This window comes from Hahella sp. NBU794, assembly GCF_050749805.1.
In the GTDB taxonomy this organism is placed as follows: Bacteria; Pseudomonadota; Gammaproteobacteria; order Pseudomonadales; family Oleiphilaceae; genus Hahella.
This window is the reverse complement of sequence record NZ_CP192738.1, coordinates 3828405-3851174: the sequence shown is the minus strand read 5'-3', so window position 1 is coordinate 3851174 and position 22770 is coordinate 3828405. Positions and strand designations below refer to the sequence as shown.

The 22770-nt window shown below is 53.9% G+C and carries 17 protein-coding genes; 7 read left to right on the top strand and 10 right to left on the bottom strand.

The features are described from left to right. Position 1 precedes the first annotated feature (1 nt). The 4 genes from ACQYWX_RS17005 to ACQYWX_RS16990 form a co-directional block, all read right to left on the bottom strand. Positions 2-1591, bottom strand: coding sequence for a hypothetical protein (locus ACQYWX_RS17005; protein WP_431685675.1), 1590 nt, complete (start codon positions 1589-1591; stop codon positions 2-4). Between the two features lie 20 nt (positions 1592-1611). Beyond that, complete coding sequence (locus ACQYWX_RS17000; protein WP_431685674.1) at positions 1612-3822, bottom strand: SAM-dependent methyltransferase; 2211 nt, start codon at positions 3820-3822, stop codon at positions 1612-1614. Between the two features lie 13 nt (positions 3823-3835). After that, positions 3836-5683, bottom strand: coding sequence for a hypothetical protein (locus tag ACQYWX_RS16995; RefSeq protein ID WP_431685673.1), 1848 nt, complete (start codon positions 5681-5683; stop codon positions 3836-3838). A 97-nt stretch (positions 5684-5780) separates the two neighbouring features. After that, complete coding sequence (locus ACQYWX_RS16990; RefSeq protein ID WP_431685672.1) at positions 5781-7571, bottom strand: hypothetical protein; 1791 nt, start codon at positions 7569-7571, stop codon at positions 5781-5783. 761 nt (positions 7572-8332) lie between these two features. Here ACQYWX_RS16990 and ACQYWX_RS16985 point away from each other — a divergent pair. The 3 genes from ACQYWX_RS16985 to ACQYWX_RS16975 all read left to right on the top strand — a co-directional run bounded on the left by ACQYWX_RS16985 (position 8333) and on the right by ACQYWX_RS16975 (position 10984). After that, positions 8333-9492 (top strand): IS3 family transposase gene (locus tag ACQYWX_RS16985; RefSeq protein ID WP_431685671.1). Its coding sequence is split into 2 segments (ribosomal slippage): positions 8333-8597 and positions 8597-9492, totalling 1161 coding nucleotides; the frame shifts between segments, so codons are not numbered across the junction. Between the two features lie 97 nt (positions 9493-9589). Next, on the top strand, positions 9590-10285 hold the full coding sequence (locus ACQYWX_RS16980) for a DUF1963 domain-containing protein (RefSeq protein WP_431685670.1): 696 nt from the start codon (positions 9590-9592) through the stop codon (positions 10283-10285). Between the two features lie 279 nt (positions 10286-10564). Continuing rightward, entirely contained in the window at positions 10565-10984 is a 420-nt protein-coding gene (locus ACQYWX_RS16975; protein ID WP_279504546.1) for a hypothetical protein, read from the top strand. Between the two features lie 62 nt (positions 10985-11046). Here the strand turns inward: ACQYWX_RS16975 and ACQYWX_RS16970 are convergent, their stop codons facing one another. From ACQYWX_RS16970 to ACQYWX_RS16955, 4 genes are all read right to left on the bottom strand, one after another. Next, complete coding sequence (locus ACQYWX_RS16970) at positions 11047-12534, bottom strand: aldehyde dehydrogenase (RefSeq protein ID WP_431685669.1); 1488 nt, start codon at positions 12532-12534, stop codon at positions 11047-11049. Positions 12535-12555: 21 nt separating this feature from the next. Continuing rightward, positions 12556-13437 carry a 4-hydroxy-tetrahydrodipicolinate synthase gene (gene dapA, locus ACQYWX_RS16965; RefSeq protein ID WP_431685668.1) on the bottom strand — a complete coding sequence of 294 codons (882 nt, stop codon included), beginning with the start codon at positions 13435-13437 and terminating at the stop codon, positions 12556-12558. 358 nt (positions 13438-13795) lie between these two features. Then, positions 13796-15367, bottom strand: a complete 1572-nt coding sequence (locus tag ACQYWX_RS16960) for an RICIN domain-containing protein (protein WP_431685667.1) — start codon at positions 15365-15367, stop codon at positions 13796-13798. 420 nt (positions 15368-15787) lie between these two features. Then, positions 15788-17035 (bottom strand): NAD(P)/FAD-dependent oxidoreductase, encoded by a 1248-nt coding sequence (locus ACQYWX_RS16955; RefSeq protein ID WP_431685666.1) that lies wholly within the window; start codon positions 17033-17035, stop codon positions 15788-15790. Between the two features lie 153 nt (positions 17036-17188). Between ACQYWX_RS16955 and ACQYWX_RS16950 the strand changes: the two genes are divergently transcribed. From ACQYWX_RS16950 to ACQYWX_RS16940, 3 genes are all read left to right on the top strand, one after another. Continuing rightward, the gene (locus ACQYWX_RS16950; protein WP_431685665.1) at positions 17189-18196 is read left to right on the top strand and encodes a 4-hydroxyproline epimerase; all 1008 of its coding nucleotides are present in this window, start codon (positions 17189-17191) and stop codon (positions 18194-18196) included. Between the two features lie 265 nt (positions 18197-18461). After that, positions 18462-19139 carry a GntR family transcriptional regulator gene (locus ACQYWX_RS16945; RefSeq protein WP_431689516.1) on the top strand — a complete coding sequence of 226 codons (678 nt, stop codon included), beginning with the start codon at positions 18462-18464 and terminating at the stop codon, positions 19137-19139. 100 nt (positions 19140-19239) lie between these two features. Continuing rightward, positions 19240-19557 (top strand): hypothetical protein, encoded by a 318-nt coding sequence (locus tag ACQYWX_RS16940; protein WP_216738225.1) that lies wholly within the window; start codon positions 19240-19242, stop codon positions 19555-19557. A 53-nt stretch (positions 19558-19610) separates the two neighbouring features. Here ACQYWX_RS16940 and ACQYWX_RS16935 read toward each other — a convergent pair whose 3' ends face one another. After that, positions 19611-20375, bottom strand: coding sequence for a PEP-CTERM sorting domain-containing protein (locus ACQYWX_RS16935; protein WP_431685664.1), 765 nt, complete (start codon positions 20373-20375; stop codon positions 19611-19613). 205 nt (positions 20376-20580) lie between these two features. After that, positions 20581-21474 (bottom strand): helix-turn-helix domain-containing protein, encoded by an 894-nt coding sequence (locus ACQYWX_RS16930; RefSeq protein ID WP_431685663.1) that lies wholly within the window; start codon positions 21472-21474, stop codon positions 20581-20583. A 193-nt stretch (positions 21475-21667) separates the two neighbouring features. On the opposite strand from ACQYWX_RS16930, the gene ACQYWX_RS16925 reads away from it, so the two are divergent. Further along, the gene (locus ACQYWX_RS16925) at positions 21668-22639 is read left to right on the top strand and encodes a hypothetical protein (RefSeq protein WP_431685662.1); all 972 of its coding nucleotides are present in this window, start codon (positions 21668-21670) and stop codon (positions 22637-22639) included. The last annotated feature ends 131 nt before the right edge of the window (positions 22640-22770 follow it).

Genomic DNA, 22770 nt, shown 5'->3' with positions numbered 1-22770 from the left:
ATCAAAACTCCAGGGTGCTTTCGCTGCTGAGGGTCTGGCCGCGAAACTTGGTGGTTATCTTCATCGCGCCGCTGACTTTTCCTCCGCTGACGGCGATCCCGCTGACATCCATGGCGTAAGTCTTTGCGACGGTTTTACCATCGGCGGCGTAGAGCGTCACAGCGACGGAAGTTGGCTTATCGTCAGTGACATTGGTGACCACGGTTTTAAGTAATGAGCCATCGCTGCGAGTGATGGTTTTCTTATAAGCGGTCGTTTGACCCTCCGCGTTTTTCATCGTGCTGGTGTGGGTCAAGTATTGGGGCGCTGAAGGTTGCGTCGGCATCGCCATCAGTTCTTCTGCGTGGGCGGTTGCGCTAGCTGCCGTGGGCGAGGTGAAGGTTTTGATCGTTTCGATGGAGCTGGAATCTTTCAGATTGGTCGTCGTGATTTTGGCATGACCGCCAATGGGTTTGCGGCGATAGTTAAACTGCGTGTTGGCGTAGTCAGTTTCGATCAAAAACAGGGGCGTTTGTGTGTCCGGGTCCAGAGTGCGGCTTTGAATTTTGGTAGGCGCGCCGCTGGCGTTGTAACTGGCGTCCGTCATCGACATCAGCTTCTCCGCCGCGTTGTATTCCCGGGTATGAACCGTGCTGTTGATGGCTCGCAGTTCATTGTCGAAAGTCGCGCCTTCGTACGATGAAACCACTTTGCTGAGGACCTGGTTGTTAGCGTAGTTTTGCGTGACGGTATTCGACGGGACGCCGTTTTGATAGGTCACCACCGTTTTGTTCTGCAAGACCCCGTTGGGGTCGCTGATGCTGTAATGGGCTTCGCCGCCGTCGATTTCGTTACGGGCGTTGAACTGGGTGTTTTGAAACTCCGTCAAAACCTGTGACTTCATTGCAGCGGATGCCGGGTCGAAATTTTTGGTGTGAATCTGGTCTATGGCGCCGCTGGCGTTCATGAACACATTGGATTGCGAGTTCTCCGCGCGCGCGGCGTTCTTGGAGGAGACGGAGAAGTAACCGCCGATAATACGGTCGCCGACGAACTTGGTGTTGCTGTAATCAATGTCCGTATAGCCCTCTACGCCGCCTTGTCCCTCCGGCGAGTAATGGCGAAACGATCCGCTCGTTATCAGTTCATTGGCGTAAGTGACGACGCCGTCGCTGCGCAGGGTTTGAGAATCACCCCGGCGTGAAGTGAATTTGACCTGACCGCTGTGAATAGTGGTGGCCGGCGTCCATTTCACATTACTGAAATCCGCTTCCACCTGCTTGGCGACGCCACTGGCGAAGCGATTGTTGATCTGTGTTTTGGCCGTGGCGACATTGCCGTTGGCGAAGGCGAGGGTGGAGCTGTTCAACGCGTTGCCATTGGCGTCTGTTGCGCTATGGCTCAGGGTTCCACCCTGAATGTCGCCCTGCGGGGACAGTTTTAAGTTGGCGTAACTGGTTTTGGAATAGGACGCGATTTGCTTGCCGTCCGCCCCGTAATGAGTGGTGCTGGCGCTCTGCGGCAGGCTGGCGACAACACCCGCCAACTGGCTGACGTTGGCGATATTTTCCGACGCTTCGAGGTGATCGCTGAGTTCGTGTGTGGCGTTCAAGGCGCATTCCTCCTCAAGGATTAAAGAAGATGGGTTAAATAGCGATTGACGATAAAGGTCGTGAGATTGAACTTTTCCCACTTATGCCATAACAGCAATCCTCCCTTAGGGCTGTTGTGGTGTGCGATATCCGCCAAGTGGCGCGCGGCCCAGTCAGGCAGAGTCGGTCCGCAATAATCGGGCGTCGTTGCAGAGATGGAGGAGCCGTAGCACGTGAAAACGCCTTCCTCTTCGTGGGAGCGGGTTGCGCCGTAAAGTTCAATGGAGTTGATGATAGGGTCGCGCAAAAAGGTCGCTTCCCCTTCGTAGCAGGCTTTGTCGCCGCCGCGCCAGCGCAGTGTCCCTCTGTTGAAAGAGAATTCTGGAACCACGCGCTGGTTAATCGTCAATCCAGCCTCTGACACTTTGAACTCGTTGATGTCCCGGTAAAAGCGTCCATCGGTGCGAACGGCGTATTCGCCATAGATGGCGCCAAGGTCATCACATCCGCTGAAACCGCAGGCTTGGGCGCTTAGCGCTTTACGTTCGGGGTTGGCTTCCAGGGCGACAAAAGCGGACTGGGCGCCGTCGCTGTTGGCGTCGCTCCAGATCTTGCCGATCAGCCGGCGTGCGCCGTTGGCGTCTACGTCCAGGCGCAGAAAACCGTGATGGGGGACCTGGCTGCTCGCCTTCCAGCGAATGGCGCCGGAGTCAAACGCAAAAGATCGGATGCGGGCGCCATTGATGTAGATAACGCTTTTATGACGCTGTTTGCGGGCGCCGATAATGGTTATCACAAACTGCTGTTCGGGTTCGATATAAACCCCGGTCCAGGGGAACAGATTGTTGCGGAAGATAAAATCAATGGCGCCGCCCAAATGCGCCCACTCAACTTGATAATTTCGCGACTTCAGCCAAGTCTCGAAGGCGGCCCTGGCTTCCGCTTTGGGCTGGTCCCCAAGTGTTTTCACCAGCTCTATCGCGACGGACTTTTGCGTCAGACAGGCGGTCACCGTCGCTTCTGTGGCGGGGGAGCGGATATAGGCGCCTTTGGCGGCGATTTGAATGGCGCCGGAATCCCGTGACGCCAGCATCGCCCGCTCACGATCTGATAATGAGCTGAAACGAGGGTCTTGCAGCGCGGCGCCAGGATCGCGGCGATACAGATCCTGCAAACGCGTATCGAAACGCAGTTCAATCAGGAAGCGACTGGCGGCGGTTTCATCCTGCCATTTGTAGGAAGCGGGGATGCGAAAGCGTTGGAAGGCGTCGAAGGCTTTCATTTCCCGGGGACCATAACGGTCGATTTCCCGCAGGGGCGAGCGGGGCGTCATCAGTTTCTGCCCAGGCTCGATGACGCCCAGGTCAACGGCGGTCTGATAATCCGTCGGAACCACCTGCATAGGAGGAATGTAGAACGTGGACAGGCCGGTGATCCTGATCTGATTCGCCGGATCATGCAGTTCGCTCAGGCGATAGGTTTCGATCAGCGGGTCGATGGTGGGATAACGGGAACCAATGTAGTGGGTGACTTCATAGTCCGCTCCGTAAATAGACTGCAGCCAGTGGATGAAATAGGAAAACTTGTTATTCAGGTATCCTTGCCGGCGATAACCCATTTCTCCAATCAGGCCAACCTGCCATAACACCACATGAAGACTGGCGTCCAAATGGCGACGCCGGACCAGGCAGTCAGTGGCTTCGTGAGTCTGCAGGCCCGGGTAGCAAGGGTCGATGCCCAGGTCGGAGCACAATGTGTCCAGCGCGCAGACGCCCGCCTTCATGGTGGCTTTATAGCCCTCCCGGCGCGCCAGTTTGATCGCCCGGTGCGTGGACAACACGAATATGCCCGGATGGCCGTAGAACACCACGACGACCTTGAGTCCCTGCCGCACCCAGTAGAGCTGGGCTTCCGTCATCTGCATGTAAGTGGTGTAGCGGACTTTGTCCTCTCCATACAGCACGTACAGATCCAACGAGTCCGGTCGCAACTGCTTGAGCCAGACCACGGTGGCGGGGTCGGCGACGCAGTACAGCACTTTGTCCGCTTCTTCGATGAGGCGGATGTCGCCGACGGAGATGCCAATGGTTTCGATCCCGGTCCCCAGTATGATGAGCTCGCCTTGTTTTGAGCCGGGGGGGATTTCTCCTTCCTCGACCTCTCTCACAGTCTCCTTCAGCGCGGCGATGCCCTGAGCCAGTTCTTCCCAGTGCTTCTGATGATCTTCATATTTTGGATAAGCGCTCGCCATGTGACGTTCTCCCTTACAGAATTTTGGCGACGAATTTCAGGGCGACGCTGGCGCCGACTTTCAACGGCAGCGTTTTGCCCTGGTAGGTATAGCTGGCGAGAGTGGTGTAGGCTTTGGGCCAGTCGCTTTGCGAGGAATACTGCGCCATGGCGTTGACCGCCGCGTTCTCGTCGTCCTGACTCCAGCGCCATGCGCTGAAGGCCTGATCTTCGGCGTCGTTTTTCAGGGACAGGATGCCAGATACCGCCATGTTCTGTTCGTCAGCGCTGGCGCCTTGGTCCACGTAATAAGAGAAGGTGGTCCAGCGTTCCTGAATCGTATTGGCGGGGTTTTCCATGTAATCCATCAGCAAGCCCAGCGGCGCGGCTTCGGAAGGCTGTTCGTCGGCGTAACTGTCGCCGGCCTTTTTGCCCCACATGCCCAACAGCTTCTGGGCAGCGGTCATGCCCCCCATCACGGCGGCGTTTTTCAGGACAAACTTGAAAATAGCGCCTTTGTTGGCCCAAAGAGACTGACCGATGTTCTTCACCAGCGAGCCCAGCGCCGAGCTGTCGACATTGATATCCGTATCGATGTCGGTGTCGATATCGGTCACGTTGTCGACGACATTGTCCACCACCGTGTCTACGTCAGTGTCGATGTCTACGTCGATGTCCACATCCACGTCCACCACCACCAGGGCGTCGATATCTATGTCAATGTCCACGTCGATATCCACGTCCACATCGACGTCCGTGTCCACGTCGGTATCGACATCCACGTCGACATCCACGTCTACATCGGTATCCACGTCCACATTCACTAGATCGCCGTTGTCCGCCGCCGCACTGGTGAACTTGCTGGATATCCATTGCGCGACGTTGCTGAGGTCGGACTTCACTGCGCTGATGACCGCCTGACCTCCGGTTTTCAATGCGTTGAACAGCGTGGGAAGGTTCTTCGCCAGGGCGATGACCGTTTGGCTGATCATGATGATGTTGATGGCGGTGTAAGCGGTGTACGCCAAGTCATAGGCGGACATCCACCAGGCCAGTTGCGGAACCTGATAGGGCTGGACAATGACGTCGTCGCCATCGACTTTGCCAGTAAAGAACAGTTCGTAAACGCCGGCGTCGCCGCCATGCATGATCATGTCCTGCATCACCGCGCTGAGATTGACGCCGCTGGTGTCGGTGGCGCCGTTGGAGGTCAGTGTCCCTTTGCTCAGCGTCAGCTCCACCGTGCTTCCGCTGGTGGGTTGATACAGAGCGCTGCCATCGGCGCCGAGAATAATCTGGCCGCTGCTGTCTTTCGGCAGCACCAGCGGAATCATGGGTTGCGGCGGTTGGGGGTTGTAGCAGTAGAGGGTCAGGCCTTCGCTGCCGGCCCAGGCGCGCACGTCGTTTTCCGCCCAATAGGAAACTGAGGAAAAGGTGTTGTAGTCAAAGCCGACATTGTTATCGGAGAACCATTGATTCAGTTTTTGGTTCTGTTGCGTCAGATCGCTGTTGTTCAGAATGATATCGTTGACCGCCAGCGCACTGGGGCTATAGGGACTGCCCTTGTAAGCCTGGTAGAAAGCGAAGGCTTTTTGCGCGCTGGTGAGGTCGTCCGCCGTGATGGTGACATTGGTGTCGCCCAGGATGTTGGTGACCTGATTCAGCAGCGGCATGCCGTCCGACTGGCGCGCAAACGACAGATTTTCCAGAGGGTTGGAGGGGGTATAGGTCTTTTTGGAATTGGCGGCGACGGAGTCCACTTTGGTGTAAACCGGGTACATCGTGCTGGGATTATCCGCCGAGGCGCCGGAAGGCACGGTAAACGTATAGATATCGAGAGCTTCGCTATATTGATTGTCGATGTTAACCACATTCGCGGCCATGCGGATCTCCTTCAAGCGTGAGTAGGGCGTGACAAAGGCGGCGACGGGAATGCGCGTCGCTGCGCATCCCGTCGCCAGTAGTCAATGAAGTGGGTGTTTAGAAATCTTCGAGTGGCTTGATTTCGTCTTCCGCTTTGGGATCGCTGTTGGAGGCGTCCTCTTCCGCATTTTTCTCCGAATTCTCGATATCTTCGCTGACTTTTTCGCTGGCGGCCTGATTGCTTTCAATCTGCGCCTGCTGCTCGCTGGAGATGGACTTATCTAGGGATTCCGTCAGCGCGGAGGTATTGGCCTGAATGTCCTTGAACGCGCTGGTCTGCTCAGTGACGACATCATGGAGATTCTCTTCTGTGGCGCTGTTTAGGGCGTCATTGGAGTTCTTGATGCTGGTGGCGCTGGATTCCAGTTGCTCCAGTTGCTGGCCGTTCATTTCACTTTCATATTGCGCCTGAATTTCCAGCGTGCTGGCTTCGACTTTCAGGCCTTCTTCCAGGTTGATGGCGTTCAGGTTGTCATCAATGGAGCCCCGTTCTGAATTGATCTCCTCCAGTGCGCTTTCGGTATCCTCCGGCGCGTTTTGTTTGCCGTTGGTGAGCTTCTGCACGGCGGTGTCGATCTTCTCGTTCAGGGCCTTCTCAAATGCTTCCTGCTGTTGCTTGAACAAATCCTCGGTGGTGGGTTCTTTGGCTTTGCCGCGGTTTTTGACCCATTTGAAGATACCGTACAGAGTGGACCCCACGAAATGCAGCATCATCACCGCGCCGCCAATGGTCATGATGGAATTGAACACTTGCGCGGAGTTTTTCGGGTGGAACAGGGTGTTCCAGAATTCGGAACTCTGATCGGTGCTCAGTTGCGGCGAATCAAAACCAATACAGGTTTCGCCTGCGATGGTGCCGGTCAGCACGGGGATGATCTGAGTATCGGACGGGTTTTGGGTGAACACGCGTTTCAATTGGAAGGTGCCTTTCACCGCTACGTCCGGGATATCCGCGTTCACGTTGTCGACGAACAGCGCATTGCTGTACGTCAGGGTTTTCGCCTGTGATGAGTCAACATCCACAGTGCTGGTGTCAGTAGGGTCTTTCGCCGGAGTGAAAGTGCAGGCGTATCCCGCATTGGGTTTGCTGAGATCCAGCGCCGAGGGTTTGGTCAGAGAGAGCGTGCCCACAAAGGAGGTGGTATTGCCATCGCTGCTGTACAGGTAATAGGTCGTGCTGTCATATTGCGCCCACACGAACGGGAATTTGCTGTAGTAGGACTCCACGGCGACGAGACCCGCCAGGGTGACGTTCTGGAAGCCCTTGGTGGACGCAAAGAAAGCATTGACGCTGTCGGTAATGGAATTGGCCACATTGTCGGAAGAATTCGCGCTGCCGTCCGCCTGTCCTTGCGCGGTAGTCTGCGCGCCGTTCATGGCGGTTTCATAGTTCTGGGTTAACTGTGAGGTAGGGTAGGCGGCGATGGTCTGATAGAACGTGGCCGCATTGGCTATGGACTGCTGCTCATCCGTGGTTACCGTCTGTGCTGGGAAGGTAACGGGAGAGCCGAAGATATTTTGCATGACGCCGATATTGTCTACCGGGAAATACCAGCTGGAGGTGCTGGCCAGCAGGTTATAAACCAGCGAATACTGCTGCTGTTTGGTGTTGGGATCGGTGTAATACTGGTCCAGGTAAACCGTCCCGGAACCATTCTGGCTGATGACGGTTCCGCCTTCGAGCAATGAGAGAATTTCCAGATCCTGATCGTAAACGCTGGCGTTCTGGGTATCGCCAGGAGCCTGAGCGGTAGTGGGAGACAGAATGACGATGTCAGAGGTGCAGTTATTGGTGATCACACACTCTTTGCTTTGGTCTGGTTTAGTGGTGGAAGCGGCTGTTGACATGGTACTGGTCCTTGTGAATCGTTGTAGTGAATGAAAGCGTCCTTCGTACTACAAACTTCGCCTTGCGGCAGTGCGTGCGCTTCCTTCCTCACGGCGCGAGAAAACAGCGGTAATTCAGTTTGCTCTCGCATGTCCCTGAGAAGCGCGCGCGGGAACGCGCCATACTTTTCGGCGGTTAGTCAGAGGAATGACTCCCCTGATGCGTCATAACTGTTTAGTCAGGATTGTCGGTTTAAGCAAGGCGACCATGGAGAAAAAACTAAAACAGTTTTGTCTTACTTTTTATGGGCTGATCGCGGCCGGTTATATCGGGTCGTCAGGCCATTGTTATATATTGATTTATGATTTTTTAGTTTCGAATAAATGGCGTTTTTATTATTAAAAATATTGCTTTTTATAAGGTTTAAAAGCATATGTGATATTCCAGGGAGTTAAGCCAAATGATTAATGCATTAAATCAAGACAAGGGTTTAACAAAGAGATTAATAAGAGAAACTCAATGACACTAATGATATCCATGCCCATGTTCACGGAAGAGCCGCGAATTTCACTTGCGGACATAGAAGCGTTCGTCCTGGAAAACTGGACGGATGTAGAACCGTTCAAGGATGCTACGGAGGAAGAGGGCGCTATCTCCTTCGCAGTAAGAGAGGCCATTGTGAGGGGGGGTAATGTCTGCGTCACTCTTTGTGGGTGTAGTGGTCTAATAGTCCCGGACACATTAATAAGAGACAATACCCGTCAACGATTAAGGTGTCAGCATGAGTCAGAAAAAGTCGTATAAGCAGTATACAAAAGAGTTTAAAGAAGAGGCCGTTTCCTTGGTGCGCGACCAAGGTTATTCCGTCCCAGAAGCGGCTAAATCCCTCGGCATTAGCGCCAATATGCTCTACAAGTGGAAGGAAAAGATTGAAGCTCAACTTGAAAATCAGGTTCTGGCTGAAGACGAGCGCGCCGAGTTAAAACGGCTTCGCAAAGAAAACAAAGAGCTGCGCATGGAAAAGGAAATTCTAAAAAAGGCTTCGGCCTTCTTCGCGAAAGAAATGAAATAAAGTTCGCCTTCATTCAGGCAGAGTCGAATCGCTTCCCTGTGAAAGTGCTTTGCCGGGCTCTGCGTGCAAGTCGATCAGCATTCTATGCCTGGCGACGGCGCTCCGCGCCGGTGATCCGGTTTGATGAGCTGCATCTGCATCGGCGAATGAAGCGACTGTTTAACGCTTCTCGAAGCAGTCTGGGCAGTCGAGAGATGATGAAGAAGCTACGCGAAGAAGGCTTTCAGGTGGGACGCTACCGGGTTCGCAAGCTCATGAGGCGGCTTGGTCTTCAGGTCACGCAACGCGTTGCTTACAAAGCCACTACAAGGCGCAAACACCATCATGCGGTGGCGGATAACTTGTTGAATCAGAATTTTAATCCTACCGCGCCCAATCAGGTTTGGGCTGGCGACGTGACCTATCTGAAAACAGGAGAAGGCTGGATATATCTGGCCATTGTCATGGATTTATATTCCCGAAGGATCGTCGGGTGGCGCATCGATAAGCGCATGACAACGAGCCTGGTCAGCCAGGCGCTGATCAAGGCCTACAATTTGCGGAAGCCGCCCAAGGGCCTGGTATTCCATAGTGACCGGGGCTCTCAGTACACCAGCGGACATTATCGAAAACTGCTGGAAAAGTATGAAATCAGGGCAAGTATGGGCGATGTAGGAGCCTGTTGGGACAATGCGGTGGTTGAACGCTTTTTTGGTAGCCTTAAGCATGACTGGATATTAAAAATCCCCCAGCCCACCCGGGAACACATGAAGCAGGATGTCGCAGCCTACATGAGGTATTACAACCTCGAAAGACTGCATACGGCGAACAATGATATGTCGCCGGTTAATTATGAAAACTCTCTAAAGAAAGTGTCCGGTGGGATTTGACCAGAACAAATCTTTACCTCCGTGGCCGTAAGGCTCTCGGGATTAGGTTTGGGCTCAGTTTTGGACTAATGGAATAAGTACAAATCAAATTTAAAAAATGAAAACAACAATCGAAAAATTTAAGAGCCAAATTGTCCGTAAAGCGATTGTCTTTGATATTGGCGTGTTTCAGCCTCCAGAGGACCCGTTAAGTTCCTGGTTTGGAAAAGTGACTTCTGGTGGAAAAGGGGAAGCCTGGCCTGAATACGCTGGATGCCCCATGCATGCGCTTGCGCAGATAAATCTTTCAGGTCTTCCATTTAAACCTAAAGGGCTTGAAGACCTGGCTTTTATTTGCATCTTTATCTGTCCTGATGAGCTTCCAGATCACGACCCAAATGGGACGAAGTGGCTGATCCGGACTTATACGAGTACTTCCGATCTTGTCCCATTGCAGAACATTGCAACGGGAAGCTCGATCAAAGCCCTTCCTATGAGGCCTCGGTTGATTGAGCAGGATTACCCTTGTTGGGAAGACTTACCTGTCGACTGTCCTGATGAATTCGAAGATGAGTATTACGACCTGTTTGAAAATGTCGATGGCTTCAAATTAGGGGGCTGGCCAAGCTTGATTCAATCTGAGATCTTCTGGGCTCCTTGGAATAAGCACGACGCCGTTCCGGATTATGTCTTTCAAATCGACTCGACTGAAAAGGGCGGCTGGATGTGGGGAGATCAAGGAGTCGGTTATTTCGGTCGCGGGACCGCCTCTGGTAAGAAAAACGAATGGACGTTGGAATGGCAATGCTACTGACTCTCGCCATGCGCTGATATTGACGCGTCAAGCAGGTTCTCTCTGATTCTCTCGAATCCCTTCCAGAAAGTGATGTAGAACATTTAATCTCATCTTAACTTACTGTTTATACGGCAATTAACTTACTATTGCAGGATCTTGGCTGTGTTTGAGCTGGGAGAATAATGCGCCAATTTCCGTTGGCGTTATTGATCATGTCGTATGAGCAGAATGATGTATCCGAAGGGGATTTATTTCCTTTGGAAGAGATTAAAAATTTGGCGAGTAAGGAGAACAGAAATGCCAGATGCGAGAGAGCGTATTTCAGAGGCGACTAAATCCAGCACGAGTTGGTTTGGCCAGTTGGTGTACGGAACGAACAAGTTTCTTGCGGAGAATAAAGTGCCTTTGAGCGATCAAAGCGCCATCTTTGTGATAGAAAACGCCAGAAAAGCGAATGACGGCGTAATTTTTTCCAGCACGGCGCACAGACGGGAAGCCTGGCACTGGTTGCGGGAATGGCGTAAACCGCAGGATATGCAGCTGAGTAACGCGATCAGCTCCTTGGACCCTAACTGGTATCTGAGAGGCGTTGTGTTGAATACGGCGGCTTCGTTTTGGAATTGCATCGATCCCGCCAGTGAAGGGTTGGAGTTCGCGCAAACGGGATTTGATCCGGGCGTTGACGCCTATAATCTGTTTAAGCGTTCGGCAGGCTAGGGGCCAACGGATTCTGATCAACGCTGCGCAGTGACGCGCAGCGTTATTGGCGTAATTAGATTTTATCCCCCATACCACACTGTCTTGGTCTGCACGTACTGCTCCAGTGCTTCCAGTCCTTTGTCCCTGCCGCCGAAACCGGAGGTTTTGTAGCCGCCGAAGGGCGTGGCGATGTCGCCCTCTGAGAAGCAGTTGATAGAGACCGTGCCGGCCTTGATGGCGCGGGAGACCCGTTGCGCGCGGCGCAGGTCGGAGGTGTAGAGAGAGGCGGCCAGACCGTAGCTGGTGGCGTTCGCCAAATGAATGGCTTCGGCCTCGGTTTCGAAGGTTGAGACGGCGAGAACGGGCCCGAATACTTCCTCCTGAAACAACGTCATTTCCGCCGTGACGCCATCAAAAATCGTGGGCTCAACGCTTATGCCCGCTCCCAGTTTCAGAGCTTCGCCGCCTCGTATTAACTTGGCGCCTTCCTCTTTGGCCGCCTTGATATAACCACAGACTTTTTCGAAGTGAGCCGGTTCGATCATGGGGCCGATGGCGGTATCCGGGTCTTGTGGATCGCCGACTTTCCAGCCGTCGACCAATCGTTTTTGTAGTATTTTGAGCAGGTCTTCTTTCACGCTTTTGTGAACGATCAAACGCGAGCCGCAGCTGCAGTTTTCTCCCATATTCCAAAAGGCGGCGGAGAGAATATTATCCGCGATTTCCTCCAGGGCGTAGTTGTCCTCGAAGATAATCTGCGGACTCTTGCCGCCGCACTCCAGTACGATTTCCTTGAGATTGCTTTGCGCGGAGTAAGTCAGGAACAGGCGGCCCACCTCGGTTGAGCCAGTGAAGGACACCATGTCCACGTCCGGGTGCAGTCCCAGAGGTTTTCCGGTTTCTTCCCCCAGGCCGGTGACCAGCGTCAGTACGTCTTTTGGTATTCCCGCCTCGTGGGCCAGTTGCACGATGCGGTAGGCGCTTAAAGAGGTCAGCTCCGCGGGTTTGATCACCAGCGAATTGCCGGCGGCGAGAGCGGGCGCAGCCTTCCAGGCCAGCATCAGGGCGGGGAAGTTCCAGGGCAGTACGGCGCCAACTACGCCAATGGGCTCCTTCACGATCAGCCCCAGGTTGTCGCTGGCGGTAGGGGAAATCTTTCCAAACAGCTTATCGACGGCTTCGGCGTACCAGGCGATGGTGTGAATGGTGTCGGGTATGTCCGTATTCAGGCACTCGCTGATGGGTTTGCCTGCGTCCAAACAGTCCAGCGCCGCCAGCTCTTCGTGGTGCTCCTGAAGCAGAGCCGACCAACGCAGCATGATGCGTTTGCGTTCCCCCGGCGGCAGCGTTGACCAGACACCAGACTCGAACGCCGCGCGACCGGCTTTCACCGCCGCATCCACATGGCGGCCGTTGCAGCGCTGCACCCGACCGATGACCTGCTGATTGAACGGGTTCAGGGTGTCGAAGTGAAGTTCATGGCTATTGTCGAGGCCGGGAACCAGCGCGCCTGCGTAGAGTTGAGCGTCTCTGGCCAACTGAAAAACATCTTCTTTTTTTATAGGCATGATTGTTTTTCGTCCTTGTTGTTATTGATTTACGATGGCCGCCGCCAAGGCTTCCAGAAATTCCACTTTGTCTTCTTCGCTGATCGACGCCAGTGGCGGACGGGTGTCGCCGACGGGATAACCGATGTAAGCGCAGCCGACTTTGGCTTTCTGGTTATAATCCGCTTTCTCCTGATTCTTCAGAGCGGGAAGGATTTTGCGCATGCCGTCCCGCAAGCGTTGATAGTCGCCCGCTTGCGCCGCCTCGATCAACGCCACATGTTCCTTGGGAAGATAGTTGGCCGCGCCGCCGATCCAGGAGCGCACGCCCCAGAAGAAATAATCCGCCGCCTGATCATCCGAGCCGCATACCACCTGAAAGTTCGGCAGGTCCGCGTTGATCAGGGTCAGGGCGCGGCTGAAATCGCCGCTACTCTCTTTGATGCCGATGATGTTCGGGTCACTGGCAAGCTCCATAACGGCTTCTATGCTGATCTCCACGCCGGAACGGGCGGGGAAGTTGTACATGATGATCGGCATGCCCACGGCCGCGCTGACGCTTTGATAATGCTGAATGATTTCGTGTTGCTGAGGCAGGCAGTAAATGGGAGGAGCCAGCATCAGGGCTTGATATCCCATCTCCCTGGCTTCCTTCGCTTTGGCGATGGAGCCAGCGGTATGCGTATCGTTCACGCCGGCGATCAACAGCGCGCGGCCGCCTGCCTGTCTGGCGATATACGCCATCAGGTCGCGGCGCTCCTCCGTGCTGAGCGTGTAGTATTCGCCTGTGGTGCCGCAGGCGACGATCCCTCGTACGCCGGAGTCTATGAGGTGGTCAAGCAATCGGCCCAGCGCCGGATAATCAATCTGATTCCGGTCATCGAAGGGGGTGACGACAGGAACCAGTACGCCATCTATGTTCATCCTTATTTCCTTTGCGATCGGTCATTTTTGTTTTCCCACCCAGTCCCTTTGTTGAGCCAAGGCGACTGAGTGGGGCGTCGCTCTTCATCTTATGCAAGCGGTATATTGTATACAATATACATTTATTCAAAATTTGAGAGGTTAGTCATTGCAGAAAAAAAATTGATTACGGCGAATCGCAAAACAGGCGCTATAGAGCGTCAACCTCACGACGGATCATGAGAGTGAGAACCAAAGAGGAGATAGAAAGAAGAGATAGTGGGAGGTTGCCAAGCAGAGAGCTGAGACTGGGAGTTGGCGTCCTTGCCATGGGGGAAATGTCCCTATAAAAACGGGCGAAACCGAAGTATTGCGTGGTTTAGCGAGGACCGGTCTGTGATTTCAGAATTCCCGGCAAATTAGACGCGTTGTCCAGTTTGTAGGGATACATGTCGATGTCATAGAGAACGGCGTCGCCGCTGTCCCGTTTAGGGTCGGTCGCCGATGAGCCGGTATAAAGGTTATTGGATGCTTTCATGTAGCCGGATTCATTCCAGTGTGGGGAACGGGCGTTTTCAAAATGGTTATTCTGAATCAGACCCTGCGCGCCATTGGAGGTGCTGATGGAGAAATAGGTGATGTTATTCCAGTAGTTGTTATAAATGTGCGCGCGAGTATCCCAGCCATATAGCTTCGGATTGCGGCCGGATGCGCGATCCCAGAAGTTGTGATCTATCGTGACATGGGAATCCTGAACCAGCATGGTGTAGTGATGTTGGTTGCCGCAAACATAGGGATTGTAACCATTGAAGTGGTTCCAGCTCAGCGTCAAGTTGCGGCTGTTTTTAATATCAATATGTCCGTCACTGATCATTTTGGCTCGAATATGGTCCACCCATACATGACTTGAGTTCTCAATGGTGATGCCGTCGCCAGCTTCTACCAGATGTGGATTCACGCCTTCGATCGTTAAGTTTTTGACGATGATATTTTTTACGCCGTAGATATTTAATGTAGCGCCAATGATGCGACTGTTTGCGCCTTGGCCCATCAGCGTTTTATTGGATTTGATATGTATCCGGCTTTCATCGCGGTTGACCGATACGGTGTCATCGGATGTGCCGCCGAGCTCCGTACATGTCTGGCTGCCGACCGGGACTCTATAGAAGGTTTTGTTCTGGTCCTGGTAAGCGGGACAGGTCATGGCGCAGGCGCTGACTTTACGTACTGGCGTACGGCAGTCAATCGTTGTGTTGTCAGGAACGATGACTGTTTTTGTGCCATCGGACGTCAAGGCGGAAGTCAGCGTCTGGCAGTTGGTGGCTATAACCGTCGCGCCGCCGGCCCCGCCGCTAGTGGTGGCGAGACCGTCAGACCCGGGCTGCCCGGCGAATCCATTAACTTGGCTGCATTCGCCGTCAATAGGGTTGAAATACCAGCGCTGCAAGCCGCTGCCTGTATCCGTTGACTGCACGATGCGGGCGCCCATATCCGGCGTTTGCGCGGTGAGCGCCTTCTCGGTATGGCGCGCCCGAATGCTGTGTCCGCCGGTGCTTGATTTCACCAGAAACCATTGCTGGTTGAGGCCGCCCCAATAAGGCCACTGGATGAGATCGGCGTTGTCATGTTGAGCCAGGTTAAGAACGTCCAGCGCCAGATTGGAATGCGTGGCTTCAATCTTTATGTTGCCGCCGCCGACATCCGTGACTCTGAATTTCTGGTTGGCGGAGCCCTTTGTGCGCCACTGAATCACCGCCGCGCCGTCTGCCTTGCTGTATCCTTCGATGTCCAGCGTCAATCCGGTTTCTCTGTTTACAATGCTATAAATTTTGCCGCTGACCGGCGTTGCTTCACAGTTGGCCGCTTCAGCGAAAGAGGGGGTCAATAACGTGGCGGTGAGTAATGACAGGCTGACTGCGCAAAAGCCTATCCTGTGTGTTTTCATGTTCATCTTTTATCCTGAAATGACTTGCTTTGTATATTTGAGAAACCGAGGGGGCGAATTGAATATATTTTTATGGGGGTGAAGAGTATATGGAATAGAGTTTCTTTTGTGAGGTTTTTCACGGGAAAAGATAACTTAACTTTGTTTTTATAATTATATATTTGAGGCTTATATTTAATGGGTTAAGCCTAATGGTTTATTTTTATATGGGAGCTTATGTTGCGCTGGATGAGAGCGATTTTTAATTGGGTGTCAACTTCTGTTAAGTTAACTTTATTAATTAAATGGTATTAAGTTAAATGGCCGTGCGACAAGCATTTTAAGCACAAGTGTATATTTATGGTTTGGGCGTATTTCGAGTAATACTTATTAGGAAACTCCTGTCAGAGAAGTCAGGCGTGGAGTAGACGCCTGACTATTCGACACTTAAAAGCGACTCAAACGCAAAGACTGTAGATCGATGGTTGGCGTTTGATCCGTCGCCAGCTGACGCACCAGCTCACCGGTCAGCGCGGCTTGAGTGAGCCCCAAATGTTGATGTCCGAAAGCGAGAATGATCTGGCGGCGTTCGCCGACACGATCAATGACGGGAAGCGAATCGGGGAGAGAAGGGCGGAATCCCATCCAGGTTTCGCCCTGGGCGTCGTCCAGTCCGGGTAGTAATGCGCGGGCGTGAGTGGCGAGCATGGTCGCCCTGCGCATGTTGGCGGGCTGTTTTAAACCGCCGAACTCAACGGTGCCGGCAAGACGCAATCCTTCGCTCATGGGCGTCATGATGAAGCGCCGTTCGGCGGAGGTGACGGGAATCGACAGAGAAGCGCCCGCGTTGCGCAGCATCAGGTGATAGCCGCGCTCCGTATCCAGAGGGATCGACTTCCCGGTCAGTTGCTTCACCAACGGTTTGGACCAGGCGCCCGCCGCCAGCACCAGTTTGGGAACCCGAATCTGACCCCCATCACAATGCAGTTGCACACCCTCGGTCGTTGGCGTGGCGCTATTCACCATCTTGTTCAGCACGGTTCCGCCCCGGCTTCGAAAGAGCGCCCCCAACGTGCGGGTGAGGTGATAGGGGTTGGCGGTATGGCCGGTTTCCGGGAAAAATACGCCATGTTTGACTGTCGCCCCCAATCCGGGCTCCAGTTCTCGCGCCTGAGCGCCATTCAGAACCTGGGTTTTGACGCCGCGAGTGCGTAGCGTGTCCAGCGTAGTTTGATAGCTTTGGAAGCTGGCGTTGCGTTCGAAGGTCAGCAATGAGCCGTTGACCCGGATCTGGCTCTCCTCGCCTGTGCCCGCCAGCAGGCGACGCCAGGCGGGCAAGGAGGCGGCGTTCAAGGCTTGTAACGCCTTACCGCTGCGATTGTAAGAGGCTTCGCGGGTATTGAGCATGAAGCGAACCAGCCAGGGTGCGATATGAGGCAGATAGGACCAGCGGATCGCCACCGGTCCCAGCGGGTCCATCAGCATACCGGGAATCTTCCACAAGAGGCCCGGCGTGGCCAAAGGCAGTATCTGCTCTGTGGCGAAGTGTCCCGCATTGCCCCGGGAGCAGCCTTCGCCGACGCCACGACCGTCAATGAGACTGACCTTCATACCCGCCTGCTGTAGCGACAGGGCGCAACAGACGCCGACTATACCGCCTCCCAATACCGTGATGTCCGTGTCCAGCTCTTGCATTGAAAGTCCTCTTCATTTGTGAAATTGAATATTGTATAAAATATACATTTATCTAAGGGCGGACAATCCATCGCCAGTCATGATGGCTGCTGATGGTTGAATTCGTTCTAATGACAGCCCAAGCATCACTGCAAAAATAAGACAAGAAGGGATATGGATATGAGAGAAGGCACGTTTTTCTGTATCGACGCGCATACCTGCGGCAATCCGGTGCGACTGGTGGCGGGAGGTTATCCGGCTTTGCCGGGAAACACCATGAGCCAGAAACGGCAGTACTTCATGGAGCACTACGACTGGATTCGTCAGGCGCTGATGTTTGAGCCTCGCGGGCATTCCATGATGTCTGGGTCCATTGTCTATCCCCCTTGTTCCGAGGATGCCGACGCCTCGATCCTGTTCATCGAAACCAGCGGCTGTCTGCCCATGTGCGGGCATGGAACCATTGGAACGGTCACGGCGGCCATCGAGAACGCGATTATTCGTCCCCGAGTTCCCGGCAAACTGATCCTAGACGTGCCGGCGGGCAAAATCGCCATTGATTACGAACAGCAGGGCGCCAAAGTCGAAAGTGTCAAAATCTATAACGTGCCGGCTTATCTTGCGCACAGCGAGGTGGCGGTGCAGGTTCCCGACATTGGCGAACTGGTGGTGGATGTCGCCTATGGCGGCAACTACTACGCCATCATCGATCCGCAAAAGAACTTTCCCGGATTGGAGCACTTCAGCGTGGATCAGATTCTGCGCTTCAGTCCGTTGATTCGTCGTATTGTCGATGAAGTGGTGGAATGCGTGCACCCTGACGATCCTACTGTACGCGGCGTGTCCCATGTACTCTGGACCGGCAAGCCGACGCAGCCCGGCGTGGACGCCCGCAACGCTGTGTTCTATGGCGACCGCGCTATCGACCGCTCTCCCTGCGGCACCGGCACCAGCGCGCGAATGGCGCAATGGTTCGCCAAAGGTAAGCTGAAAGTCGGCGATACCTTTGTGCATGAAAGCATCATCGGCAGCCTGTTCCAGGGCCGGGTGGAAGATGTGGCGACAGTGGGCTCCTATCAGGGGATACGACCCAGCGTGCAAGGTTGGGCCAGGGTCTATGGTCATAACACTATCTGGGTGGATAGCGAAGACCCCTACGCCCATGGATTTGAAGTGAAATAATAAGCACGCCCGCACAAATCATCGCTCGCCCAAAGGAAATTTTCTTGACTACTGCGGCGAGCGCCTAAAATGATACTATTAATCAGGCGGATAAATAGCTTCCTTCTATTTGTCCGCAACGACAGGACCTGCGCATGTCAGGCCCTGTCTCCCGCGGCTAGCCGCCGCGCAGGCGCATCCATGCGCCTGAGTATTAACATGCCAATATCATTGCCATGTTAATATCGCCTCCTTTTTTGACACCCGGGATCATTTATTGTCCGTTATGAGCACCGCAGCCGTTTATAAAACCCGTACACAGATGGTCGCAGATATTCTGCGTAAGAAAATTCTCTCTGGAGAAATTGTGGCGGGGGAACCTTTGCGACAGGACGCCATCGCCAAAGAGTTTAACGTCAGCCGCATCCCGGTGCGGGAGGCGCTGTTGCAACTGGAAGCGCAGGGGCTGGTTTGCTTTGAACCCCACAAGGGCGCCACGGCGACAGAGTTGCGTCCTTCGGAAATTCGCGAGCTGTTTGAGCTGCGGGCGTTGATTGAATGTCATGTGCTGGAGCAGGCCATCGACAACATGACTGATCTGGATCTGGCCGCGGCGGAGAAAATACTCAAAGCCTTTGAGGAAGCGGTGGAGAGTGGAGATCAGGTGGAGAGCTGGAGCGAGCTGAATTACGAACTGCATGCCGCCCTCTATCATCCCGCCAACTTGCCTCAGGCGATGGAAGTCGTGCGTAGCCTTAACATCAAATCCGACCGCTATATCCGTCTGCAATTGTTGTTCACTACCGGCATAGAAAAGGCCGAAAGGGAGCACGCGGATTTATTGGAATTCTGTCGCAAGCGCAACAAGAAAGCGGCGTCGGCGTTGTTGAAAAAACATATTCTGGAAGCCGGTCAGGCCATTCATGATTTACTGATCGAACAGGCGGGCGGCGCGAGCCACTGACCACGCAATATCGCCGCCGCGCAGGCGCATTCATGGGCCTGTTTATCAACATGCCAATATCATTGCCATGTTAATAATAACGCGTTAAATCGAGGTGTTTATGACATCGTTCTGGGTGGTGGATACGAAATGCAAAGTCGCGCCGGAGAGCACTCTGCCGCAGGATGGCAGCGCCTATTACTATGGTCGCAGCGTCGTTCCTGCGCAGACCCGGGAAGAAGCAATCGAGAATCTGACGCGCTATCTTGCCGACGACGGCATTCTGGTCGAGGAAGTGCAATCAGCCGTGTTATATGAAAACGGCCACTGGGATGCAGTGGACGAGTTTGAATTGCCCCAAAGCTATGCCGACGCCAAGTTGAACAACGAGATTGAAATCGGGTGTTTTATCTCGGAAAACGCCCGCAATGAAGTTTAAGGCGGCGATCCCTGCCGCCTCTCTTCTTATGAGTGTCTAACGCGGCGAGGTGATCAGGCGGCTGTCCGCGCTTTTGATTGCGCCGCTTTTCTAACGCCTGCGCCAAGCAAGCCTAAAGATAACAGCGCCCAAGCGGCTGGCTCCGGCACATCATGGGGCTCTCCGGCGTCAAAGGGCGTAAACTCGCCAGCGACCTGCAGACCGGTGATGGCGCCTTCAAAGATCGCGAACCCAAAGCCCAGTCCGAACGTATCGCCTGCGCCGGCAATGCTCCCATCCACGGGATATTCGGCGAAGTCCACCTGATAGAAAATACCGTCGCCCCAGGCGCCGTCCGCCCGGTAGCGGGAGTTGGGCGCATCCGGCGCATAACCGATTTCACTGTACGCCGTCAGCAAGGCGAAGCGCAGATCGTCAGTGCCGTAAATAGTGAGCTGATAAGGCGAGAAGCTGGCGCCGGAGAAAAAGACGCGGTTGATACCGTCAATAGCGTCCGGCGCGGCGCCGACGCCTGAATTTGAAAGTTCATTGCCGTCGGCATGGTGATACACGACATCCCCTGCATGGTCCGTCCAGGCGACGCTGGCGTCAAACTGACGCCCTTGTTCATCGCGCAAGAACGCAGGAGAGTCGCCCACCGCCACTGGATTCCAGTGCGCGCCGCCAGTGCTGAGAGCGCCGTCCGCGCCGACGTAGGCGGTTTCAGCGTTGTTCGCTGTGAAGTCGATATTGATCACTGTGGCGGATGCGGGAAGCGCGCAAAGTGCGAACATGGTCGGCGCCAGGGATTGGCTGAGCTGTTTCAGTAGGGGATTCATAATGTGACTCCAATGCCTTTGATGAGCAATTCTCCCAGAGGTCTGGAAGAGCGTTGTAAGTTGCGAGCGATGGTTGCTCTGCGTTGGAGTGAACTTTAAGAGATTCGGCGCGGGTCTTACTTGTCAATTTCCGCTGTCTTCATGTCAAAATCGCTCATTAAGAGCGAGTACAAGTGTCGAGGCGCGTTATTCATCCCTGAAATAGCTATTCAGCTCTGACATAGTCACGCAGATGCGCCAGTAATTCCGGTACGCTGATTTCGGAATAAGCCTGCGTCAGTTCGAAGTAGCCATATTGAACCCAGTCGGCGTACCAGGCGCGGTTATGAGAAGGGCTGCTGATGGTGATGAGATCTTGCCCAACCGCCAGGAACTCTCTTGGACTCATGCCGTAGTACATCTTCACCGACTTGTTCAGATGCGACAAATCGTAGAAACCCGCCTCCGCCGCGGCGTGCGTCAGGTTATGGGCGATACTGTAGCGCTCGAAGAAATATTGCAGGCGACTGACGATCTTGTATTTGTTATAGCTCAGGCCGTTTAAGGCGCTGAATAAGGTCATGAATCGGGTCGGGCTCAAATGCACCTGCGCGGCTATCTCGTCGACGGACAGATCGCTGGTTGGATTGCGGATGATATGGGCGACCGCCTTGGCGATACGCTTATCGTATTTCTTCAACGTAATGAGGCTTTCCTCCCCATAGATGGCGTTGAACAGACACCAGGTGGCGATGGGATGGGGGATGTCGCTTTCGTCAAGATAGAATAAGGTTTGCTGCAGCAAATCATTATCCTGCTTGTAAAAAACGCCTTCAACGCAGAGGTCCCAGGCGTAATTGCGCAGCAAAAAAACATGATCCTCGGCGGCGGGATTGAGCGGAAGCAACGCCATTCGCGGCGCTTCCGAACTCACTGTAAACGGTTTGTTGGGCGTCAGCAGAAACGTATTGGAACAATACCGCTCTCCCATGAATTCAATGATGAACGGCTGACTACCCATTAACAGGGTGGGCGTAATACCCATTGAATGATGGGGCTGAGGTCGACCGTTGTAAAAGAGCAGGGACTTATCGCCCCACTCGTAAAGCTTTGGCTGCATGAACGTGAATAAAAATAAAATCCAAACAAGAGATGACAAGGCGTTATGTTAGCAAATGCGCGCGAAGCCAGCTTGCAATAACCTGTTGCGTCAGGCTTGTCCGGCTTGGTTTAAAACCACGGATAAACGCCTATAATCATTCAACAAAACGGATTTCCCCTGACCATCTGCAAGCAGACTGACAAAACCCATCATGGCTACTCTCAAATATGTACTGGCTCCCATCTGTTTATTATTCGCCGCCGCTCATGTGAATGCGGAATATTGGTGCGGCTACAGTGATGACAATCTCCGCGACTGGCGGGTCAACAAGGCCAGCGAGTGCCGCTTGCCGACAGGAACGGGGGAGTTAGTGCTGATCGAAGCCGAGAAACACTTCAATGTATCCAGCAATACCTGGTTTACGCCGGTGAAAGGGCGTCACCCTGGCGCTGTCTTGCGCAAGTGTGAAGGGGGCAAGGCGGCTACATTAACCGGGGACACCATGCTGACCACCGCCAAATTGCAGAAAATCTGCAGCCTGAAAAAAGATGGCGGGCATGAGCTACTGACTTCCGATGGCGTTCAGGCGACAGTGGAGTGCCAAAACTATCAGGCTACGAATATCAGAATTAAAACGGAAGCTGGCGAAAAAGACTGCGGTATGCCGGAGGTTCTGAAGGTGGCGACGCCGCACTTCAAAATCGAGTCAGCCAAGTATGGCCTCGACAGCGCGGACGTCACGCGACGGGGCATCGCGCCGGAAGAGGAGCTGTGTTCGCTGGCGGTGACGGACCCGACCTACCCTGAAGATCTCACCATTGCGTTTGTCTGGGGCGATGTCGCCTGTCATTTGACCAACTACTACAAGAACAGGCATGCCTGCGGCTGGTTCGCTAATGACAACGGCATGCGCGGTTCGAAGATGTCCAGTTTTTACGCCCAGCCGGTGCTGGCCAAACTGTGCCAGAAGACCAAAGACGGCGAAGTGGAGGTCACCAAACCGTTTCGACGTCTCGATAACCATGATGAAAGCCTGTCCTACGTAAAGGGCTATATCCAGTGCGTCAAAGGCGCGCCGACGGGCATCAAGCTGGCGATTAAACCTCTGGTCGGGGAAACACAGGAAAAACAGTGTCCCATACCAGAGGCGTTGCTGAAGGATAAGCCCGTTCATAAATCCTGACCGTCGAAGAATGGGCTCAGTGAGTCCCATTCTTTTTGTTCTGGTTGCTGCGTTGCGTTTTGTTGTAGCGGTGTCTCAGTTCGCCGATGGCGGCTGCGGTCAGAATAAGGGCAATAATTAGCGCGATGTTC